Raw genomic sequence first — 16904 nt, 5'->3', positions numbered from 1 at the left:
GCAGCTCTGTTAGGCAGAGGCCGGTTATTACGGATTATGATGTAGTTACTTCAGTATATATACTTTAACGTCTTGGAATCCGAATTTGGATGCTTGACTCGAAGTGCCTGGTACGAAGATATCGATGCGATTGCCTTTGATGGCACCGCCAGTATCCTTCGCTGTAGCCACCATGCCGCCATCAGGCAGACCATTGTGGTCATACCCTGTAATGTACACTTTAGTACCTAGAGGAATGATGCTAGGGTCCACAGCAATCGTACCTACCTTTAATGGGTCGCCGAAGTAGTCAACAGCACCCCATTTGCCGTTCTCCGATGCAGCAGAGCTATATGCTGTCGCTTTGACCTGCAGCTGCTTGCTGAAGGTAAGCACTTCTCCAGAGCTAGCCGTAACGCTCTGAGCTTTAATGGTCTTGGCTGGCTCCTTGGATGAAGCGGTTACCTTACTGCTTGTATCTGGAATCGTTACCTTCAAGCCTGCGTACAGATTCAGCGGATTAAGCTTGCCATTAGCCTTCATCAGAGTATCAAGAGAGACATTATACTGCTTGGATAGCTTCCAGAATGTATCACCTGTCACTATGGTATGTGTTGCAGAAGCCGCGCTGGCAGGACCTGCCGCTAAGATTAGAGACAAGCCTAATGCTATTGCTGCAATTGCTGTTTTCTTCATTACGTATAGTCCCCCAATATTCTAAGTATTAAGGCGTCAGCCATATTCGTCTGACGCCTTCAATGATTCGTTATTCAAATGACTAGCCTGTAAATTCTTGTACCCATTTGCCATTCACGTAGCCAACGCCAATTTTCTTGAAGTTAGGGCTTAGAATGTTCTCACGGTGTCCTTGGCTGTTCATCCAAGCAGTCATAACCTCTTGAGGAGTCCGTTGACCGGATGCAATGTTCTCACCTGCATAGGAATAAGTTACGCCGAATGAGCGCATCATATCGAAAGGCGAACCATAAGTCGGTGAAGTATGGCTGAAGTAGTTGTTGTCATCCATATCTTTTGCTTTGGCTACAGCTACCTTCGTAAGCAGCGTATCCGAAGTCAGCGCAGACAGACCAGCTTTTGCACGCTCTTGGTTAACAAGGCTTACGACTTGCTGTTGATAAGAAGTGTTGCTGCTTTCTGGCGTTGTTGTACCTGTTCCAGGTGTCGCCGTCGGCGCTGGTGTTGTCGTTGGTTTAGGCGTTGCCGTCGGCGCTGGTGTTGTCGTTGGTTTCGGTGTTGCCGTTGGTGCTGGTGTTGCCGTTGGTTCTGGTGTTTCAGTTGGCTTTGGCGTTGCCGTCGGTGCTGGTGTTTCGCTGCCTGTACCTGTATCAGGCTTAGTCGTTACCCCAGGGAATTGAATCGTAATGCCATTGAACGAAATTTTGCTAAGGTCGATACCATATTGTTCAGCGATTTTTTTGATCGCATCTTGATTAATTGTAAAGGCGTTAAATAAAGTGGAGTTCGTCTTCACAGCAGGTGCTGCACCTGCAGTTGGCGCTGCTACTCCAACACTAATTAATGCTGCTGCTGCTAAGCTAACTACACCTACCCGTAATGTTTGCATCTTCATGAAATGTTCCTCCTCGTAATGTGTGTTTCTGTCTGTGTTGTCTACCTGACGCAAACTATCGTAACATGAGAATAGAGGCCATTCACGGCTCAAAAACTGGAAAGCAGCACGTTTTCACTCCTATAAACAGCGTTGCATCCCCTTTATGAGAAAGTGCTCACTTTTCATAAAATCGTGTAAATGAAGCTAGGCTTAAAGGATATATAACATTATTTCTACTGCACTTAGGAGGGCGAACTGAATATTAGAATCCATTCAGAATACCATTTTCATAGATGGCAATCCCCTTACATGAAGAAACGCTCTGAACTTCGCATGGCAGCATGCTTAAGTTTAGAGCGTTTCTTCATTCCTATCGATCCATTCACTTGATTTGTTTATTTATTGCCTAGCTTGATATTGCCAGAGGTCACCTTAACATCAATAAGAATATCGTCTCCAGTGCCGATGTTGCCCAATTTCACTTCGCTATCATCATTGTCTCCAGTGTAACCTTCCCACTGGATCTTGCTGCTGCCTGATCGGCTAATCAGCTTAATCTCTGCGGAAGCAGGCTCCCTCTCTGTCAGAATGGTGATGTTGCCTGAGGAAGCTTCCAGCTTGATTGGCTGTGTAATCTGACTCGACTTAACATTAACATTGCCGCTTGTGCCTTTACCTTGCAGCTCACCGGTTCCATCATATAGCTTCACATTCCCGCTATTAATCTCATAGGCAAGTAAGTCTGAAGTATAGCGCTCAGCCTTAATATTGCCTGATTTAGCTTTCAGCTTAATCGTCTTCGCATTCAAATCAGATAATGTAATATTCCCGCTGCCTACAACGAATTCCGTACTATCGCTTGTTATCCTATTGCCTTCAATGTTGCCTGAATTTGTAGTCACACTAACCGTTTGACCCTGTAGATCCGATACATGAATGTTCCCGCTGCTGTTAGCTACTTCAACCTTTTCCCACAGTCGTTCCGGGAGCTCCACCGTCATCTTCACATTCATAATATTGATGCCGATAACGAAGGAGATGTTCTGAGAGCCTTCAATTGTAACCGTTTCTCCATCCTGTTTCGTGTTCAGCTCGAATTTATCCTTATATTTCGGACTAGCACGGCCATCAAGGCGGACAACAATGTCCTCTGACGCCCCTTTTACGACATTAACACTTAGTCCATTGCTCTTAACAACGACGTTATTGGCATCCGCGGCAGCAACAGTCTTCTCTTCAAAATAAGGCTCAGTACCAATAGCACTTAGATTGTTCCAATCAAACGTATAGGCTACACCGGCTAAGCCGACTACTAATATGATTAGCGCGCTGACTACCCACTTCTTCATTTACTGTTCCCCCTCATAACCCTTGTGTTGAATTTGAGATATTTAAGTGTGGCTGTAAAGAACATCTTCGTAAGCAGCTTCAGCCCTATCCCCAGTAGAAGCGCCAAGGAGATGCACACTAATCCAACGGACAATGCCTGCCCTAGAGAGAACGATCCGACAGTTACACTGTCTATAATAATGAAGATACCCCCAATGGTTAGCGCCGCGGCAGATACCCATAAAGCCAGCAATACAGCTGCAATACCAAGGTAAGGTCCTAATACGAATACGATGTTGAATAGCCCCATCCCTACCGTAGCGAATACGGCCTTCGACAGCTTGCCGAAGCCAGGCGTTGTCTCCGCTTGCTCTACCCGATAGCCGAGGAGCAGCTCACCTGCAATGCTTCTTGGATCTCCAAGCTCCATCGCAGCCTCCTCTTCTGTCTGTCCGTTCTCTAGAGCCTGCTCGAAATGAATATAATAATCATACATCCACTCCTTGCGTATATGCTCCGGCACTTTACTGAGCAGTCTGTCGAGCTCTCTCATATAACTGTCTTTCGTTAGCATCATGGACGCATCCCTTCCTCTATAATCTCATTAACAGCTTTTGTAAATACGGACCATTCATCAATCAACTGCCGCATATGCATCCAGCCTGCTTCCGTCAGATGATAGTATTTGCGCGGTGGACCTTCTGGCGATTCCCTTAAATAAGTTGAGAAATACCCTTCTTGAGTCAGCCGATTCAACAGCGGATAGACGCTGCCAACTGCTACCTCGAATTTCTCGGATATTCTAACCGCAAGCTCATAGCCGTAGCGATCATCTCGTGAGGCCATAACTAGCACACATATTTCGAGAACCCCTTTCTTAAATTGTACATTCATCCCATAAGCACGCCCCTTATTGACCAGCTATAGTGTAATGCATACTATTCTATAATGTATAATAGATATCCGTAGTTCATCCATTCCTGTTAATAATTTACCATAAGCTATTCTACAATGCAAGATACCTAGCTAAAAAGAATACCCGCTCTGAATAGACATGGTCTGTTCAAGGCGGGCATTCTTTTTATAGGATAATTCGACTATTTAATCGAAATAAATTTGCCAGAAGCTTGGGATTCGAATGCGCTTAGAATAACTTGCAGCGATTTGCGGCCTTCTTCTCCCGTAACAAGAGGTGTCGTGTTATTCACGATTGAATCCACGAATGCGTCGATAACACCGCTTGACTCCTGCTTGTCATTCGTTGAGATCGCGCCTACTTTATGTCTCTCCACTGTTCCGTTGCGCAGCTCGACGATCACTTGATCATTATGATCCGTACCGATCTTCATAACGCCATTCTCACACCACAGAATGGTGCTGTTGTCTTCACCTTTATAATACGTCCAGCTTGCTACAAGCGTACCTACTGCACCGCTCTTCATGCGAAGCAGAACGGAAGCATTGTCGTCTACATCGCCTGGCTTGTCAATGGTTGCGATGAAAGCTGCTACATCAGACACTTCATCATCAAGCAGCCAACGGATCAGGTCGGACTTATGAACACCGAGATCGCCCATTGCACCCATGATTGCTTCATCCTTACGGAAGAACCAGCTGCCAGCACCATCAATACTCCAGTTGTCTGGGCCTGGGTGTCCGAAGGAAGTTCTGAACGTCAACACTTTGCCAAGAATACCGCTAGCAAGAATCTGCTTCGCTTTCACATGAGGCGGCATGAAACGTTGGTTATGGCCAACCATCAGCTTAACGCCATTCTTCGAAGCTGCTTCGATCATCGATGCTGCTTCTTCATCAGTTACAGCCATTGGCTTCTCTACCAATACATGTGCACCTGCATTAGCTACTGCAATGGAAATCGGAGCATGAGTAGCATTCGGCGTATTTACGCTTACTGCATCAGGCTTCACTTCCGCAAGCATTGTCTCATAGTCTGCATATGCCTTAGCTCCGAATTGGTCCGCATAATGCTGTGCACGTTCAATAATCGGATCAACAAATGCGACAAGCTCAACTTGGCTATTGCCAGCATATTCAGGAATATGACGATATTTCGAGATAGATCCACAGCCGATAACGGCAACTTTAATTTTGCTCATGAGTAAGGTTCCCTGCCTTCTTTATAATAGTATTAGTTATTCAAATAATTTTGTTTGAGCCACTCCATGCTTTCTGCGACCGATTCAAGCGGTGGATTCGCACAAGTATCCTGCTCCACAATAAGCCATTCCACTTGTGATTCTGCAGCACGGTTAATGATTGGCAATAGTGGAAGATCCCCACGGCCAAGCTCAACCGTATCAATACCTTGCTCTGCGCCGCCTTTACGGTAGTCCTTCAAATGCAGCAGAGGCAGACGGCCAGCGTATTTGGAAATATATGCAAGCGGATCTTGACCCGCATATTGTACCCAGCCAATATCCATCTCAACCTTCAACAGATCAGCACTCACGCGATCATAAAGCGCATCGAACACCATTTGCCCATCAATCTCAACTTGGAATTCAAAATCATGATTATGGTAGCAAAAGTCGATACCCGCTTCCCGAAAACGCTTTCCATACTGCTCGAAGTTTACGATGTGCTTCGCCCATGCATCTGCTCCGCGCTGATCATCGAGCAAGTAGGGGCAAATCGCATATTTTGCACCAATCGTTTGCAAGTACTCGATTTCCTCTTCTAGACGCTCTTCAAGCAAATGAAGCCCAATATGACTGCCGATCGCCTTCAAGCCAAGCTCATCCAGCAATTGACGCATTTTGCTTGCTTCAATATCGCCATATCCAGCAAACTCAACACCTTCGTAGCCCATTGCTGCTACTTTGCGCAGCGTGCCCTCGAAATCTTCATTCGTAGCATCACGAAGCGTATACAGTTGCAAACCGATTGCCATTCTTGTCATGTCTGCTGCACTCCTTATCTATTGTTATTCTATCATTTTATGTCTTCACGTTATCATTATAAGGTCACTTAGCTGTTAAAAACCAGTTGTTTAATTAGCCTTTTTATATGCGATTTTGTCATTTTATCATTTTGTTAGCTTGCTGTTTTGTCGAATCCCCCGATAATTGGAAGCGTTATGAATGAAATAAGTCTCAGTCCAGACTCCTACAAGAGCCTGGACTGAGACTTCGTTATGATGAACGTTATAGCTCTCCGTTAGCGAACAGCTATAGTGAAGGAAGCTTCTTGTACGCCCGCTGCTACTTGAACGATGCCGTCTACTACTTCAGCAGATGAACCGCTGACAGACTGTACCTCGCCAATTCCTTGAAGCGCGATGCTGAATGGCTTGCCACTGCCTTGTACGCTAACCGTAACGACATTGCCTGTACGGGCAGCCGATACTTGCAGCTCAGGAGCGCCTTTCAAATCACGGACAACGGTAGAAGCCGTCTGCCCTTCTTCTAATTGATAGACAGTTAGCTTAGCGCCATCTGCGAAGTCATAATCCGGCTTCACATCATTCGCACCTATAGCGACAATAGAATTCGGACGTACGAACAACGGAAGGCTGTAGAAGTCATAGGTTTCTTTGAACCATTTGCCGCCTTCTACGGATTTCCCTGTAAGCAGATGCGTCCAGCGACCTTCTGGAAGATAATACTGAACATGACCATTCTCATTAAATATTGGTGCAACCAGAATTGAATCGCCCAGCATATATTGACGGTCAAGGAATTCAGTTGTAGGGTCCTCAGGGAATTCAAGCACCATTGCACGCATCGAAGGCAATCCTTGCTCAACGGCTTGACCAGCTGTGTTGAACAGGTATGGCATCAGGCTGCATTTGAGCTTCGTGAAGAACCTTGTTACATCAACCGCTTCTTGATCATAAGCCCAAGGCACCCGGTACGATTTGCTGCCATGGAGGCGGCTATGGCTTGATAGCAAGCCGAAGGCTAACCAGCGCTTGAATACATGTACTGGGGCTGTGTTCTCGAAGCCTCCGATATCATGGCTCCAGAAGCCGAATCCGGACATACCGAGCGATAATCCACCGCGAAGGCTCTCTGCCATTGATTCATAATCCGCATAGCAATCTCCGCCCCAGTGTACAGGGAATTTCTGACCGCCAACGGTTGCCGAACGGGCGAACAACGCTGCTTCGTTCTTGCCAAGCTTCTCTTCCAGTACGTCGAATACTACTTTATTGTACAAATACGTGTAGTAGTTATGCATTTTATGCGGGTCGGAGCCGTCATGATAGACGACATCTGTCGGAATACGCTCACCGAAGTCTGTTTTGAAGCTATCTACGCCCATATCTACAAGCTCACGCAAATAACCAGCGAACCACTCACAAGCATCTGGGTTCGTGAAGTCTACAATGCCCATACCCGGCTGCCACAGATCCCATTGCCACACATCGCCGTTCGGTTTCTTCACCAGATAGCCAAGACGCTTGCCTTCTTCGAACAAGCGGGAGCGCTGTGCGATATAAGGGTTAATCCATACGCAAATTTTGAGTCCTTTTTCCTTCAGACGAGTAAGCATGCCTACTGGATCTGGGAATACTCTCTCATCCCACTTGAAGTCTGTCCAGTGGAAGTCACGCATCCAGAAGCAGTCGAAGTGGAATACATGCAGAGGCAGATCGCGCTCCGCCATTCCATCAACGAATGAATTAACTGTAGCTTCATCATAATTCGTTGTGAAGGAAGTCGTCAGCCACAAGCCGAATGTCCAAGCAGGCGGCAGCGAAGGCTTGCCTGTCAGGTCCGTATATTTGCCGAGCACTTCTTTAATAGAAGGTCCGTCGATTACGAAATACTCCAGTGATTCTCCAGTAACGTGGAACTGCACCTTTTTTACTTTTTCCGATGCAATCTCGAAGGAAACTAGCTCTGGATGATTGACGAATACACCATAGCCTTTGTTCGTTACATAGAAAGGAATATTTTTGTATGATTGCTCTGAGCTGGTGCCGCCATCTTTATTCCAGATGTCAACGACTTGTCCGTTGCGAACGAACGGCGTGAACCGCTCTCCAAGGCCATATACCCATTCGCCTACGCCAAGATCAAGCTCTTCGCGTACATAGGATTGCTCTTTGCCTTCCGTAATGTACGCCATCGATCTTTGGGTGCTTCCTGTAAGACGCTCTGTTCCGCGGTAGAAGTCTACTGCCCACTCTGGGCCCTTGCGAATATGAACGCTCAAGCTTCCGCTTGTCAGAATAGCCGCTTCCTCTGTTTCTTCAATCGTTACGTGATTGCCTGTATCACGAGTAAGCTCGAATGCAGGACCGCGCTCAACACCGCCCATATAATGAATCAATTTAACGCCAATGACTCCCGGAATAGGGGAATGGAATTGAACCGTAAGCAGCATTGTATCAAGCATATTGGAACGTGACAAAATAGGACGCGGTGATGCATAAGCCGTTAGTGTGCCATCATGTTGCTCGAAATCATGGGCTTGCACTGCGCTAAGCACGTTGTATTGCTCGCGAACCATCCAGTTACCGTCTGTAAATTTCATGATTAACCTACCTTTCACTAAATCGTGTTAATTTGACTTTGAAAACGTTTATATTTTGCATTATACTGATAACCAACACAATAAACTAACAGAATAATGCTAATTTATAGCATGATTCTGATCATAATCGCATCAGGAGGCATAGCCGATGGATTTGACGCTTCGACACTCGCTTAGAGAAGACCGCATGCATGGCGATACCAGCTTCCCGCTGGCCGCTTACTGGATGGAATATGCGCCCGGTGAAGTGAATGTGGACTGCCACTGGCATAATGAAGCCGAATTTTTGTATGTGCTGGAAGGTGAGCTGTTATTCCAGGTAGATACGGATTATTTTCCCGTTCGTGCAGGGGAAGCTGTATTTATCGATAGCGGAGATATTCATGCAGGGCATTCTTTGAATGGCTCCTCTTGTTCATTCTGTGCAATTGTATTCGATGTTCATTGGCTGGACAGCATGAGCTACGATGCCGTTCAGGAGAGATGCATATTACCCTTTCAGGACAAGAAGAGAACCTTCCCTCGTCACATTCGCACAGATACAGCATGGGAACGGCAGCTGCTATCGTATTTGAACCATATTATCAATCTGAACAAGCCACTGGAAGATGGCTCGGAGGGTGGGTTTGAAGCTGCGATAAAAGGGTATTTGTACCTTATGCTGCATGAGCTTTCTGTCGAAGGGCGAGCCTGCAATCGTGCTATGTCCAATATAGAGGATTCTACGCGGATCGAACGACTGAAAAAAAGCATCGTCTATATCCAGCAGAATTACAGCCGGCCTATACGAATTGGCGAGCTTGCTGAGCAGATTCCGATGAGTGAAGGACAGTTCTTCCGATTTTTCAAATCCATGACTAGACAGACCCCCATTGAGTATCTGAACGCCTATCGCATTAATCGAGCATCTGAGCTGCTTCTGCATACCGATCGTAAAATTTCCGATATTGCACTGGAGGTTGGATTTGACCATATTAGCTACTTTGTTAAAGTATTTCGCAAAACGGTCAATTGTACACCCTCCGAGTTCCGCAAGCAAAAGCGGGGTCTTCGTGCTTGACGCTATTTTGTAACCAAATCCTAATCATTTTTTAAGAATTCCTTAATCTTTATCAGTTATTATAGATGAAACTTCAATATTTCCACACATTAGCTGTTGAGTTTGAGCTACATCTTATGACTAGCTCATATTGAAAGCTAGAGATCCATATTTTTTTGCAGACAACGAAACCTTTTTAACATTACATCCGTATATAATGGAAATTCCTATACTGGAATGGAGGCTCATTTTATGAAAACCATGTTACTGTTCAATGACCAAACAATTCCCGTCTACCTTGTTGATACGAATAAAAAAGCAATAGACAAGCTATCCGATGTGCTCAATCGCAAGCTGACTACAGGCAAGAATGCTCTGAAGAATTGTATTAAGTCACTCATAAGCGTTGAAATCGTAGGCAGTGAAGCCACGCTTCACTCCTATTATGAGAAAGACACACTGACTATATCGCTGTACTAGAACAAAAGGCTAACGATCTCACGCATTATGCGAGGTCGTTAGCCTTTTGTTGTTCGTATGCTTGCTGCTACGTTCTGAGCATACCAAGCAGGAGAAGCAAGACGCTCGTCCTGCTCGTCCTGCTTCTCCTGTTGCTGCTACTGCGGTTGCTTAGCTAGCTGATGCTGCTGCATCCCCTTGCTGCTGATCGCCGTCTGGTCTTCCACCGCCTCCGCCGCCGAAGCCACCGCCGATTCTAATCGATTCTGCCTCTTGCGTGCCTTCTGTTAAGGTAATTGTAATGATGTCATCAGCTTTCAGATCTGCCAATGTTTTGGTCGTTTCAACCATTTCCTCATTCTCGAAAGTTGTTGAGACGATCGTTGTCGCATCTGTAACCGTGATTTCCATCGTTTCATCCGAGAACATATCTTCCATATTCATCCGTCCGCCACCTTCTAGAGCTGTCTGACCTTCTTCCATCGTTGGCGGTTCTCCTTGCTCACCCTCGGCTGGTTGTTCTCCGTCCGCTGGTAGCTGTCCTCCGCCCCCGCCATTGCCTGGAGTGAATGAGGATGTATAGATCGTAATGGTCTGGCCATCGATTGATTTGATTTTACCCATCGTGCCGCCCATCATCATACCGCCTTGCGGAGGCTGTTGATCCCCTGCTCCAGCAGCTTGTCCATTAGCCGTGGCTGCTGAATTAGTCGTACCAGCTGCCTCTTGTGCATTCGAGCTGCAGCCTGCAAGTGCCGCAGCAATAATCATCGTCCCTATTGCCATTTTCCATTTCATAAGAAGACCCATCCTCTCTTATCTCGCTTCAGATGCTTCATTCTAGCAAGTTAATATGAACGTAAGATGAACAGGCGCTTAACCAAATATGAAATATGAAAATACGAACAAAAAAACTGGCCTAGTCATGAATCATGACTGTAGGCCAGCTGCTGCCTTGCGATTGCCAAGCAGGAATAGCGTTGTTCCAATCCATCCACAGATCGAAGCTGCTACTAATAATATGGTCAGTGGTACGCTGTCCGATAAGCTAGAGCTCAAGAGTGGCCCAAGGGTACCCCGTACGCCAAAGAGCATCAGATGGATGCCGAATACAGCCGCTTCCCGGCCAGGAGCCAATCGGAAGACGAAGGCTAGAATGCCGATATCCCATATCGCTTCACCAACACCTTGAATACCATTACCAATTATAACGGCAGGATAAGTGCCCCATAAGCCATATAGCATCGGAACAATCGCATAAGCGGAAATTCCGCCTATTAATACATATTTGATATCGATCCGGTCGATCATCCAACCAGCGATTAAATACGTAAGCAGCAGTGCTGTGAAATAAGAGACTCTGGCAAAGCCGATCTGTACATTGCTGAGCTCCAGCACCTGAACCTGAATAATCTGATAGAGCGGGTTAGATAGCATATTCCCAAAGCCTGCAAAAGTGGTAGCGGCCAGAAAGACCGCCAATTTGCGGTTGCTCGATACAAGCTCCCATTGATCACGGAAGGAAAAGCGCGTAGCTGCAACAGAGTTATTTTTTGCAGGAAGCTTCTTCTGAAGCTTGATTGTGTTGAACAGTAGAATAGAGCAGACACCCGTTATAGATGCGAATATTAGCGGCCAAGTAGGTCCGGAGGAGTCCGCCCAGCTCCCGACGATATATGCGAGCGGAATCATGATAGCTCCCATTGCTACCCTCACATAGCCCATGAGCCTCCCTCTTACATCGGATGGGTACATCCTTGATACTAGAGCCGCATAAGCTGGTGCTTGTATGCCCATCAGCATCTGAAACGCTAGTGCAGTCGCGACAAATACAGATGGATATGGGAAAAAGGCTGGCAGGAGCAGAAGGAGCCTCCCTATAAAGTTAGGAATCATAACGAATGGCTTTGGGTTATTGCTCTTCTCAATCAAGTTCGCCCATAGCGGCGAGAAAATAAGTCCTATCGCAGGTGCTGCAGACAATAAGCCGACTTGAAGATTCGATGCTCCCTGCTGAATAGCAAAGGGCATATAGAACTGATTCAATACGACGTTAAAAAGACTGAATAATAGCGATGCACCGAGATCAATTCTCGCATTATGCCACACGCGCGGTAGCATTAACATCCCAAGCCTGCTTGTACTGCCCTTCGTCTCCATCTTAGTGGCATTCCTTTCGCTGCATGAGCCGGTAGAGTTATATTAATCCCATTAGAGCAGAGAATGACGAGAAGCGCAACTGTGATTTCACGACCTACGGAGGACGCATACTAGCACGGGGTCATTTATTGCACAACAAGTTAGCTTACGTGTTAAAGGGCTGGCAGAGCTAGTTCAAGCTCATCTCTACCTGGCATGGGGCCACGAATCTTCAAGTCAAATTCACTGGAGGAAGACCACACTTCCCTGCATTGTATACAGTCAAACGTGTTTGTACATCAGATAATATCATTACTTAACTAACCGTCTGCGACACACTGGTGCTTTTCCTGCTACTTAACTAACCGTGTGTGGCACGCGTTGTGCTTGATCTAGTTACTCCGTTTTGATTTGCGAAATGAATTTCGCTAATCATGAATCCGTTTTCGCTAATTCGGAGTGATAGTCAGGTGAATGACCCTGTTTGATAAGCATAGGCACATGAAGTTCGCTATTGGTGAACTTCTTTTCCTTAATAGTGAAACTCGTTTCGCTATCATCACTAATTAGCCTGAGCAGCCGACAATTAGCGAAAATCGCTTCCTTAAATAGCGAAATTGCTTCGCTAATTCTACAGTTGCTATCCTATCTATCTACTCAACTAACCGTCTGCGACACACTGGTGCTTTTCCTGTTACTTAACTAACCATGTGTGGCACGCGTTGTGCTTGATCTATTTACTCGGTTTTGATTAGCGAAATGAATTTCGCTAATCATGAATCCGTTTTCGCTAATTTGGAGTGTTAGTCCGGTGAATGACCCGGTTTGATAAGTATAGGTACATGAAGTTCGCTATTGGTGAACTTCTTTTCCTTAATAGCGAAACTCGTTTCGCTATCATCACTAATTAGCCTGAGCAGCCGACAATTAGCGAAAGTCGCTTCCTTAAATAGCGAAATTGCTTCGCTATTTCTACAATTGCTATCCTAGCTACTCAACTAACCGTCTGCGACACACTGGTGCTTTTCCTGCTACTTAACTAACTATCTGTGGCTCTCTGGTGCTTGATTCTGTTACTTAACCAACCGTCTGCGGCACGTTGGTGCTTGATTCTGTTACTTAACTAACCGTCTGCGGCTCTCTGGTGCTTGATTCTGTTACTTAACTGACCGTCTGCGGCTCTCTGGTGATTTTCCTGCTACTCAACTAACCATGTGTGGCACGCGTTGTGCTTGATCTAGTTACTCCGTTTTGATTAGCGAAATGAATTTCGCTAATCATGAATCCGTTTTCGCTAATTCGGAGTGATAGTCAGGTGAATGACCCTGTTTGATAAGCATAGGCACATGAATTTCGCTATTGGTGAACTTCTTTTCCTTAATAGCGAAACTCGTTTCGCTATCATCACTAATTAGCCTGAGCAGCCAACAATTAGCGAAAGTCGCTTCCTTAAATAGCGAAATTGCTTCGCTATTTCTACAATTGCTATCCTAGCTACTCAACTAACTGTCTGCGGCTCACTGGTGGTTTTTCTGCTACTTAACTGACCGTCTGCGACACACTGGTGCTTTTCCTGCTACTTAACTAACCGTCTGCGGCTCACTGGTGCTTTTACTGCTACTTAACTGACCGTCTGCGGCTCACTGGTGGTTTTCCTGCTACTGTTCTAACTGACGAATTTTATCTGGTGAAGCTTGGACTTCCACTTTCATCTCTGCCTGTATCTCGCTCCGGTACTTTTGCTTCCAGCCATGTAACACACCTATGGCAACACCACATCATCTTAATTCGTGGCTTCCTTACTGCACTAGCTTACTTTTTTCGATTCCCCTCCACCTGTGCGTATAGACTCTACTCAGATTCACCTGCCTAGGGCAATAATGCTGCTCATTTGTCAGCATTAAGCGCAGGTTCTTACAACGTGAATATGACCCCGGGCCAACACTGCCCGGGGCAAACCATACGAACTCGCTACATAACGACAGCTATTAAACCGAAGCATGCAATGGATACACCCGTGTATAACCATGCTGCTCTGCGACTGCATTCTCTGCTGCTCCATATGCGAAAGAGATACCACAGAGTAAATATGACAGAGATAACTGTTATGCCGACCATAATCCCGTTCATGAAAGGATCTGCTCCCCCGCTGGAGCCCTCATGCTGCATGTGAACGCTGCTAGTGGCGCCGATGCCTCCAGTTAATAGGAGTGGCAAGAGCATATGGATACCGTGCACAATAAGCGGAATCATCATGCCGCCTAATGACAGGAGTGAGCTTCGCGGCAGTTGCTTACCTGACATGTAAGTCGCCTCCTCCATTCTCATGTTGTAAGCTATACTCCAGCATCTTCCTTTTCTTCATTATATGGTGCTCTCGTCAGCTCATTCTCACTAATTCATTCCTTTATACAAGGAGAGGCGTCCGCAGCGTTATCCCTAAAAATAAAAAATAGCCGAACAAGTTCACACTTGTTCAGCCACATTTCTTGTTAGTATTGCTCTTAATAAAATAGTAAACAACAACTGAGCAGACCGAATGATTCTGTAGAAGCGTAGCGTTCGCCTTTGTTTCCGGATTACAACCTTAGCTTATAATTCAAGCATTCCGGAAACAACAGCGATCGTAAGAACGTTCGACCTGTTCAGTCCCTTGCTTACAATACGGACCTGTGCAGTCCCTTGTGTACAATACGAGCCTGTGCAATTCCCTATTCGCGCAGCTCCCTATTAGTATGCCGTCATTGGTACTGTGAGCGTACCCCGGTCAAATACGTTCGCAGCACGGTCTGTATGCTCTCATCCAGATGGATCGGCATGCCGAAGCCACCGCTTCTCTCCAGTGAGGCGAACCCATGAAGAATGCTGCGAAGACCGCGTACCAGGTGAATAGCGGTATCTCCCTCCAGCTCATAACCATTCACCACTTGAAGCATCAGCTCTACCAGCTCATTGCTGATCGCCTGCCATTCCGGATCAGCTGAATCCTGCACAGCAGGCAGTGTCGCTTCATACAGGCCTGGATGCAATCTGGAAAATTCAATATAAGCTGCTCCAACAGACAAGACGGCTTCATCCCCGGAGCGTCCAGCTGCTGCCCGCAGCAGCTTCTCATTCAAGCTAGTCAATCCGTACACGGCGAGCTTACGGCGCAATCCGCTAAGTCCATTCACATGGTTATAGAGCGAAGGAGATCGTATACCCAGCTTCTGTGACAACGAAGCCAGCGTTACCTCCTCCAGCCCATGTGTGTCCGCTAGCTCAACTGCTGCTTGTATAATGGTATTCAGATCAAGTCCTATTCTTGGGGACATTATACGCTCTCCTCCCGTAGTTAATACACACAAACTTCCCATCAGTATTTTACGCCCGATCACTTATCCGCCAGCTTACGCTCTGCCTGCGCAATCGCCTGCTTCATAGCTGTCTCCGGCGTTATTAGCAAATTGCCATGCCCGACAGCGAGTACGGAAGGCTTCAGCTTCCGCAGCTTGCGGGCGCTGTCTAGCGCCGTTTTCTTATCCCATGTAGCCAATGCTGGGAAAGGAAACATCAGCCTCAGCTGACCACTCACAGCTATGCCGCCTTTTATTTGAAAGGCATCGCCTACGATGAGCTCTCCACCGCGGGTATCCTGATAAGCCATCGAGCCGGGTGAATGTCCCGGTGCCGCGATAGCAAGAAGTGAACCTATCCGATCACCATCTCGAACCAAATAATCAGGACGCGTCTTCAGCTTCTTCGGAATTCCCCCGCGAATGGGTGTGTCAGGCTCTCCTTGCTCAAGGGACAGATCGCCATCCAGAAATCTTGCCTCACGGGCCGGCATCCATACTGGAACGCTTGGCAACAGCTCTTTCAATCCGTCTAGTCCGCCTACATGATCATCATGAAGATGCGTGAGAACGATGCGTGTGATCGGCTTACCGATCTGCTTCGCAGCTTGCATGATCCTGTTCACATTATTAGCAAGTGCCGCATCGACTAATGTTAAGCCATCCTCTTCCTCTATGAAGTAGCAGTTAATCGGAAATAGGTTCGGCAAATAAGTTAATTGATACAGGGTTTTATGATGAGTCATTCTCATAATTTATAACCACCTTCATTCACAAACTAATACCATTAGTTTTATAATAACTAATGGTATTAGTTTGTGCAACATGTTTTTTCCATAGCATGTCCGCTACTATGGAAAAAACAATCCAGTCTGACGCTCAATACGATGACGAAATGCTCCGAGCTCCGGACTGCTAATCTCAACCTCATCACCGATTGCACATATTCTAGGGTTCGATGGCGTGCCTGTTAATATAACATCATAAGGATTGAGCGTAGTAATGTATGAGATATGCGAAAGGATCCAATTGACGGAGTACAGCATACTTGAGGTTGTGTCATGCTGAATGAGCTCCCCATTCACCCTCATCTCCAGCGTTACATTCTGATGATCATGTACGGCTGACGCCTCAATGAAAGGGCCAATTGGTGTCGTTTGATCGAACATTTTGAACCTTCCATCATCCCAATGATTGCTCGCCGTAATATCATTAACGAGGGCGTATCCGGCAATATAGGCAGATATCTCATCCTGCGACACCCGCTCTGCTCTTTTACCGATAATAACGGCCATCTCTACCTCGCTTATGAACTCCTTGATGTCAGGCGATAAATAAATAACATTCTGCGTCGTAAGACTGCCCGGCGTTTTCATGAACAGCGTGATGCCACCCTCCTCAGAGAGCCCCTTTTCTTCACGAAATGCCTTGAAATTAGGGCCAACGCCAATCACCTTTCCAGCCTTTGCCAGCCAATCCTTATCCATATCCAACATCTTCGATTCCTCCATGATGATAAAGCTATTGAACCCGATGCTCAGGTTTCCCA

General features: G+C 46.3%; 16 protein-coding genes. 2 read left to right on the top strand and 14 right to left on the bottom strand.

The features are described 5' to 3' along the window. Positions 1 to 45: 45 nt before the first annotated feature. The 8 genes from AC6ESP_RS03150 to yicI form a co-directional block, all read right to left on the bottom strand. Positions 46 to 675, bottom strand: a complete 630-nt coding sequence (locus tag AC6ESP_RS03150) for a 3D domain-containing protein (protein WP_497095217.1) — start codon at positions 673 to 675, stop codon at positions 46 to 48. An 82-nt stretch (positions 676 to 757) separates the two neighbouring features. After that, a complete protein-coding gene (locus tag AC6ESP_RS03145) occupies positions 758 to 1570 on the bottom strand; it encodes a CAP domain-containing protein (protein ID WP_497095216.1) in 813 nt (270 codons plus the stop codon). A gap of 377 nt (positions 1571 to 1947) precedes the next feature. Continuing rightward, positions 1948 to 2901: a DUF4097 family beta strand repeat-containing protein gene (locus AC6ESP_RS03140; RefSeq protein ID WP_497095215.1), complete on the bottom strand. Its 954-nt coding sequence runs from the start codon at positions 2899 to 2901 to the stop codon at positions 1948 to 1950. Beyond that, positions 2898 to 3458, bottom strand: coding sequence for an HAAS signaling domain-containing protein (locus AC6ESP_RS03135; RefSeq protein ID WP_497095214.1), 561 nt, complete (start codon positions 3456 to 3458; stop codon positions 2898 to 2900). Before AC6ESP_RS03135 ends, AC6ESP_RS03140 begins: the two co-directional genes overlap by 4 nt. Then, positions 3455 to 3775, bottom strand: a complete 321-nt coding sequence (locus AC6ESP_RS03130) for a PadR family transcriptional regulator (RefSeq protein WP_497095213.1) — start codon at positions 3773 to 3775, stop codon at positions 3455 to 3457. Before AC6ESP_RS03130 ends, AC6ESP_RS03135 begins: the two co-directional genes overlap by 4 nt. A gap of 203 nt (positions 3776 to 3978) precedes the next feature. Continuing rightward, positions 3979 to 4998 carry a Gfo/Idh/MocA family protein gene (locus AC6ESP_RS03125; protein ID WP_497095212.1) on the bottom strand — a complete coding sequence of 340 codons (1020 nt, stop codon included), beginning with the start codon at positions 4996 to 4998 and terminating at the stop codon, positions 3979 to 3981. A 32-nt stretch (positions 4999 to 5030) separates the two neighbouring features. Beyond that, the gene (locus AC6ESP_RS03120) at positions 5031 to 5801 is read right to left on the bottom strand and encodes a sugar phosphate isomerase/epimerase family protein (protein ID WP_497095211.1); all 771 of its coding nucleotides are present in this window, start codon (positions 5799 to 5801) and stop codon (positions 5031 to 5033) included. Positions 5802 to 6058: 257 nt separating this feature from the next. After that, positions 6059 to 8383: an alpha-xylosidase gene (gene yicI, locus AC6ESP_RS03115; protein WP_497095210.1), complete on the bottom strand. Its 2325-nt coding sequence runs from the start codon at positions 8381 to 8383 to the stop codon at positions 6059 to 6061. Between the two features lie 148 nt (positions 8384 to 8531). On the opposite strand from yicI, the gene AC6ESP_RS03110 reads away from it, so the two are divergent. Together AC6ESP_RS03110 and AC6ESP_RS03105 are read left to right on the top strand one after the other, a co-directional pair. Beyond that, a complete protein-coding gene (locus tag AC6ESP_RS03110) occupies positions 8532 to 9443 on the top strand; it encodes an AraC family transcriptional regulator (protein WP_497095209.1) in 912 nt (303 codons plus the stop codon). Between the two features lie 231 nt (positions 9444 to 9674). Further along, positions 9675 to 9902 (top strand): 3-dehydroquinate dehydratase, encoded by a 228-nt coding sequence (locus tag AC6ESP_RS03105; RefSeq protein ID WP_497095208.1) that lies wholly within the window; start codon positions 9675 to 9677, stop codon positions 9900 to 9902. Between the two features lie 150 nt (positions 9903 to 10052). On the opposite strand, the gene AC6ESP_RS03100 is transcribed toward AC6ESP_RS03105, so the two are convergent. The 6 genes from AC6ESP_RS03100 to AC6ESP_RS03075 all read right to left on the bottom strand — a co-directional run bounded on the left by AC6ESP_RS03100 (position 10053) and on the right by AC6ESP_RS03075 (position 16851). After that, positions 10053 to 10679, bottom strand: coding sequence for a hypothetical protein (locus AC6ESP_RS03100; RefSeq protein WP_497095207.1), 627 nt, complete (start codon positions 10677 to 10679; stop codon positions 10053 to 10055). A 132-nt stretch (positions 10680 to 10811) separates the two neighbouring features. Continuing rightward, the gene (locus tag AC6ESP_RS03095; protein WP_497095206.1) at positions 10812 to 12008 is read right to left on the bottom strand and encodes an MFS transporter; all 1197 of its coding nucleotides are present in this window, start codon (positions 12006 to 12008) and stop codon (positions 10812 to 10814) included. Positions 12009 to 13991: 1983 nt separating this feature from the next. Then, on the bottom strand, positions 13992 to 14324 hold the full coding sequence (locus AC6ESP_RS03090) for a hypothetical protein (protein WP_497095205.1): 333 nt from the start codon (positions 14322 to 14324) through the stop codon (positions 13992 to 13994). Between the two features lie 437 nt (positions 14325 to 14761). Further along, entirely contained in the window at positions 14762 to 15334 is a 573-nt protein-coding gene (locus tag AC6ESP_RS03085; protein WP_497095204.1) for a TetR-like C-terminal domain-containing protein, read from the bottom strand. 59 nt (positions 15335 to 15393) lie between these two features. After that, a complete protein-coding gene (locus AC6ESP_RS03080; protein ID WP_497095203.1) occupies positions 15394 to 16107 on the bottom strand; it encodes an MBL fold metallo-hydrolase in 714 nt (237 codons plus the stop codon). Between the two features lie 99 nt (positions 16108 to 16206). Next, the gene (locus tag AC6ESP_RS03075; RefSeq protein WP_497095202.1) at positions 16207 to 16851 is read right to left on the bottom strand and encodes a fumarylacetoacetate hydrolase family protein; all 645 of its coding nucleotides are present in this window, start codon (positions 16849 to 16851) and stop codon (positions 16207 to 16209) included. Positions 16852 to 16904 lie beyond the last annotated feature (53 nt).

The organism is Paenibacillus xinjiangensis (assembly GCF_059686975.1).
The sequence above is the reverse complement of the archived record's forward strand: the minus strand, read 5'-3'. Positions and strand labels throughout refer to the sequence as shown.

Bases quoted from the DNA above. Each gene is read 5' to 3' on its own strand.
- AC6ESP_RS03150 (WP_497095217.1), bottom strand. From the start codon at position 675: ATGAAGAAAACAGCAATTGCAGCAATAGCATTAGGCTTGTCTCTAATC.
- AC6ESP_RS03145 (WP_497095216.1), bottom strand. From the start codon at position 1,570: ATGAAGATGCAAACATTACGGGTAGGTGTAGTTAGCTTAGCAGCAGCA.
- AC6ESP_RS03140 (WP_497095215.1), bottom strand. From the start codon at position 2,901: ATGAAGAAGTGGGTAGTCAGCGCGCTAATCATATTAGTAGTCGGCTTA.
- AC6ESP_RS03135 (WP_497095214.1), bottom strand. From the start codon at position 3,458: ATGATGCTAACGAAAGACAGTTATATGAGAGAGCTCGACAGACTGCTC.
- AC6ESP_RS03130 (WP_497095213.1), bottom strand. From the start codon at position 3,775: ATGAATGTACAATTTAAGAAAGGGGTTCTCGAAATATGTGTGCTAGTT.
- AC6ESP_RS03125 (WP_497095212.1), bottom strand. From the start codon at position 4,998: ATGAGCAAAATTAAAGTTGCCGTTATCGGCTGTGGATCTATCTCGAAA.
- AC6ESP_RS03120 (WP_497095211.1), bottom strand. From the start codon at position 5,801: ATGACAAGAATGGCAATCGGTTTGCAACTGTATACGCTTCGTGATGCT.
- yicI (WP_497095210.1), bottom strand. From the start codon at position 8,383: ATGAAATTTACAGACGGTAACTGGATGGTTCGCGAGCAATACAACGTG.
- AC6ESP_RS03110 (WP_497095209.1), top strand. From the start codon at position 8,532: ATGGATTTGACGCTTCGACACTCGCTTAGAGAAGACCGCATGCATGGC.
- AC6ESP_RS03105 (WP_497095208.1), top strand. From the start codon at position 9,675: ATGAAAACCATGTTACTGTTCAATGACCAAACAATTCCCGTCTACCTT.
- AC6ESP_RS03100 (WP_497095207.1), bottom strand. From the start codon at position 10,679: ATGAAATGGAAAATGGCAATAGGGACGATGATTATTGCTGCGGCACTT.
- AC6ESP_RS03095 (WP_497095206.1), bottom strand. From the start codon at position 12,008: ATGTTAATGCTACCGCGCGTGTGGCATAATGCGAGAATTGATCTCGGT.
- AC6ESP_RS03090 (WP_497095205.1), bottom strand. From the start codon at position 14,324: ATGTCAGGTAAGCAACTGCCGCGAAGCTCACTCCTGTCATTAGGCGGC.
- AC6ESP_RS03085 (WP_497095204.1), bottom strand. From the start codon at position 15,334: ATGTCCCCAAGAATAGGACTTGATCTGAATACCATTATACAAGCAGCA.
- AC6ESP_RS03080 (WP_497095203.1), bottom strand. From the start codon at position 16,107: ATGAGAATGACTCATCATAAAACCCTGTATCAATTAACTTATTTGCCG.
- AC6ESP_RS03075 (WP_497095202.1), bottom strand. From the start codon at position 16,851: ATGTTGGATATGGATAAGGATTGGCTGGCAAAGGCTGGAAAGGTGATT.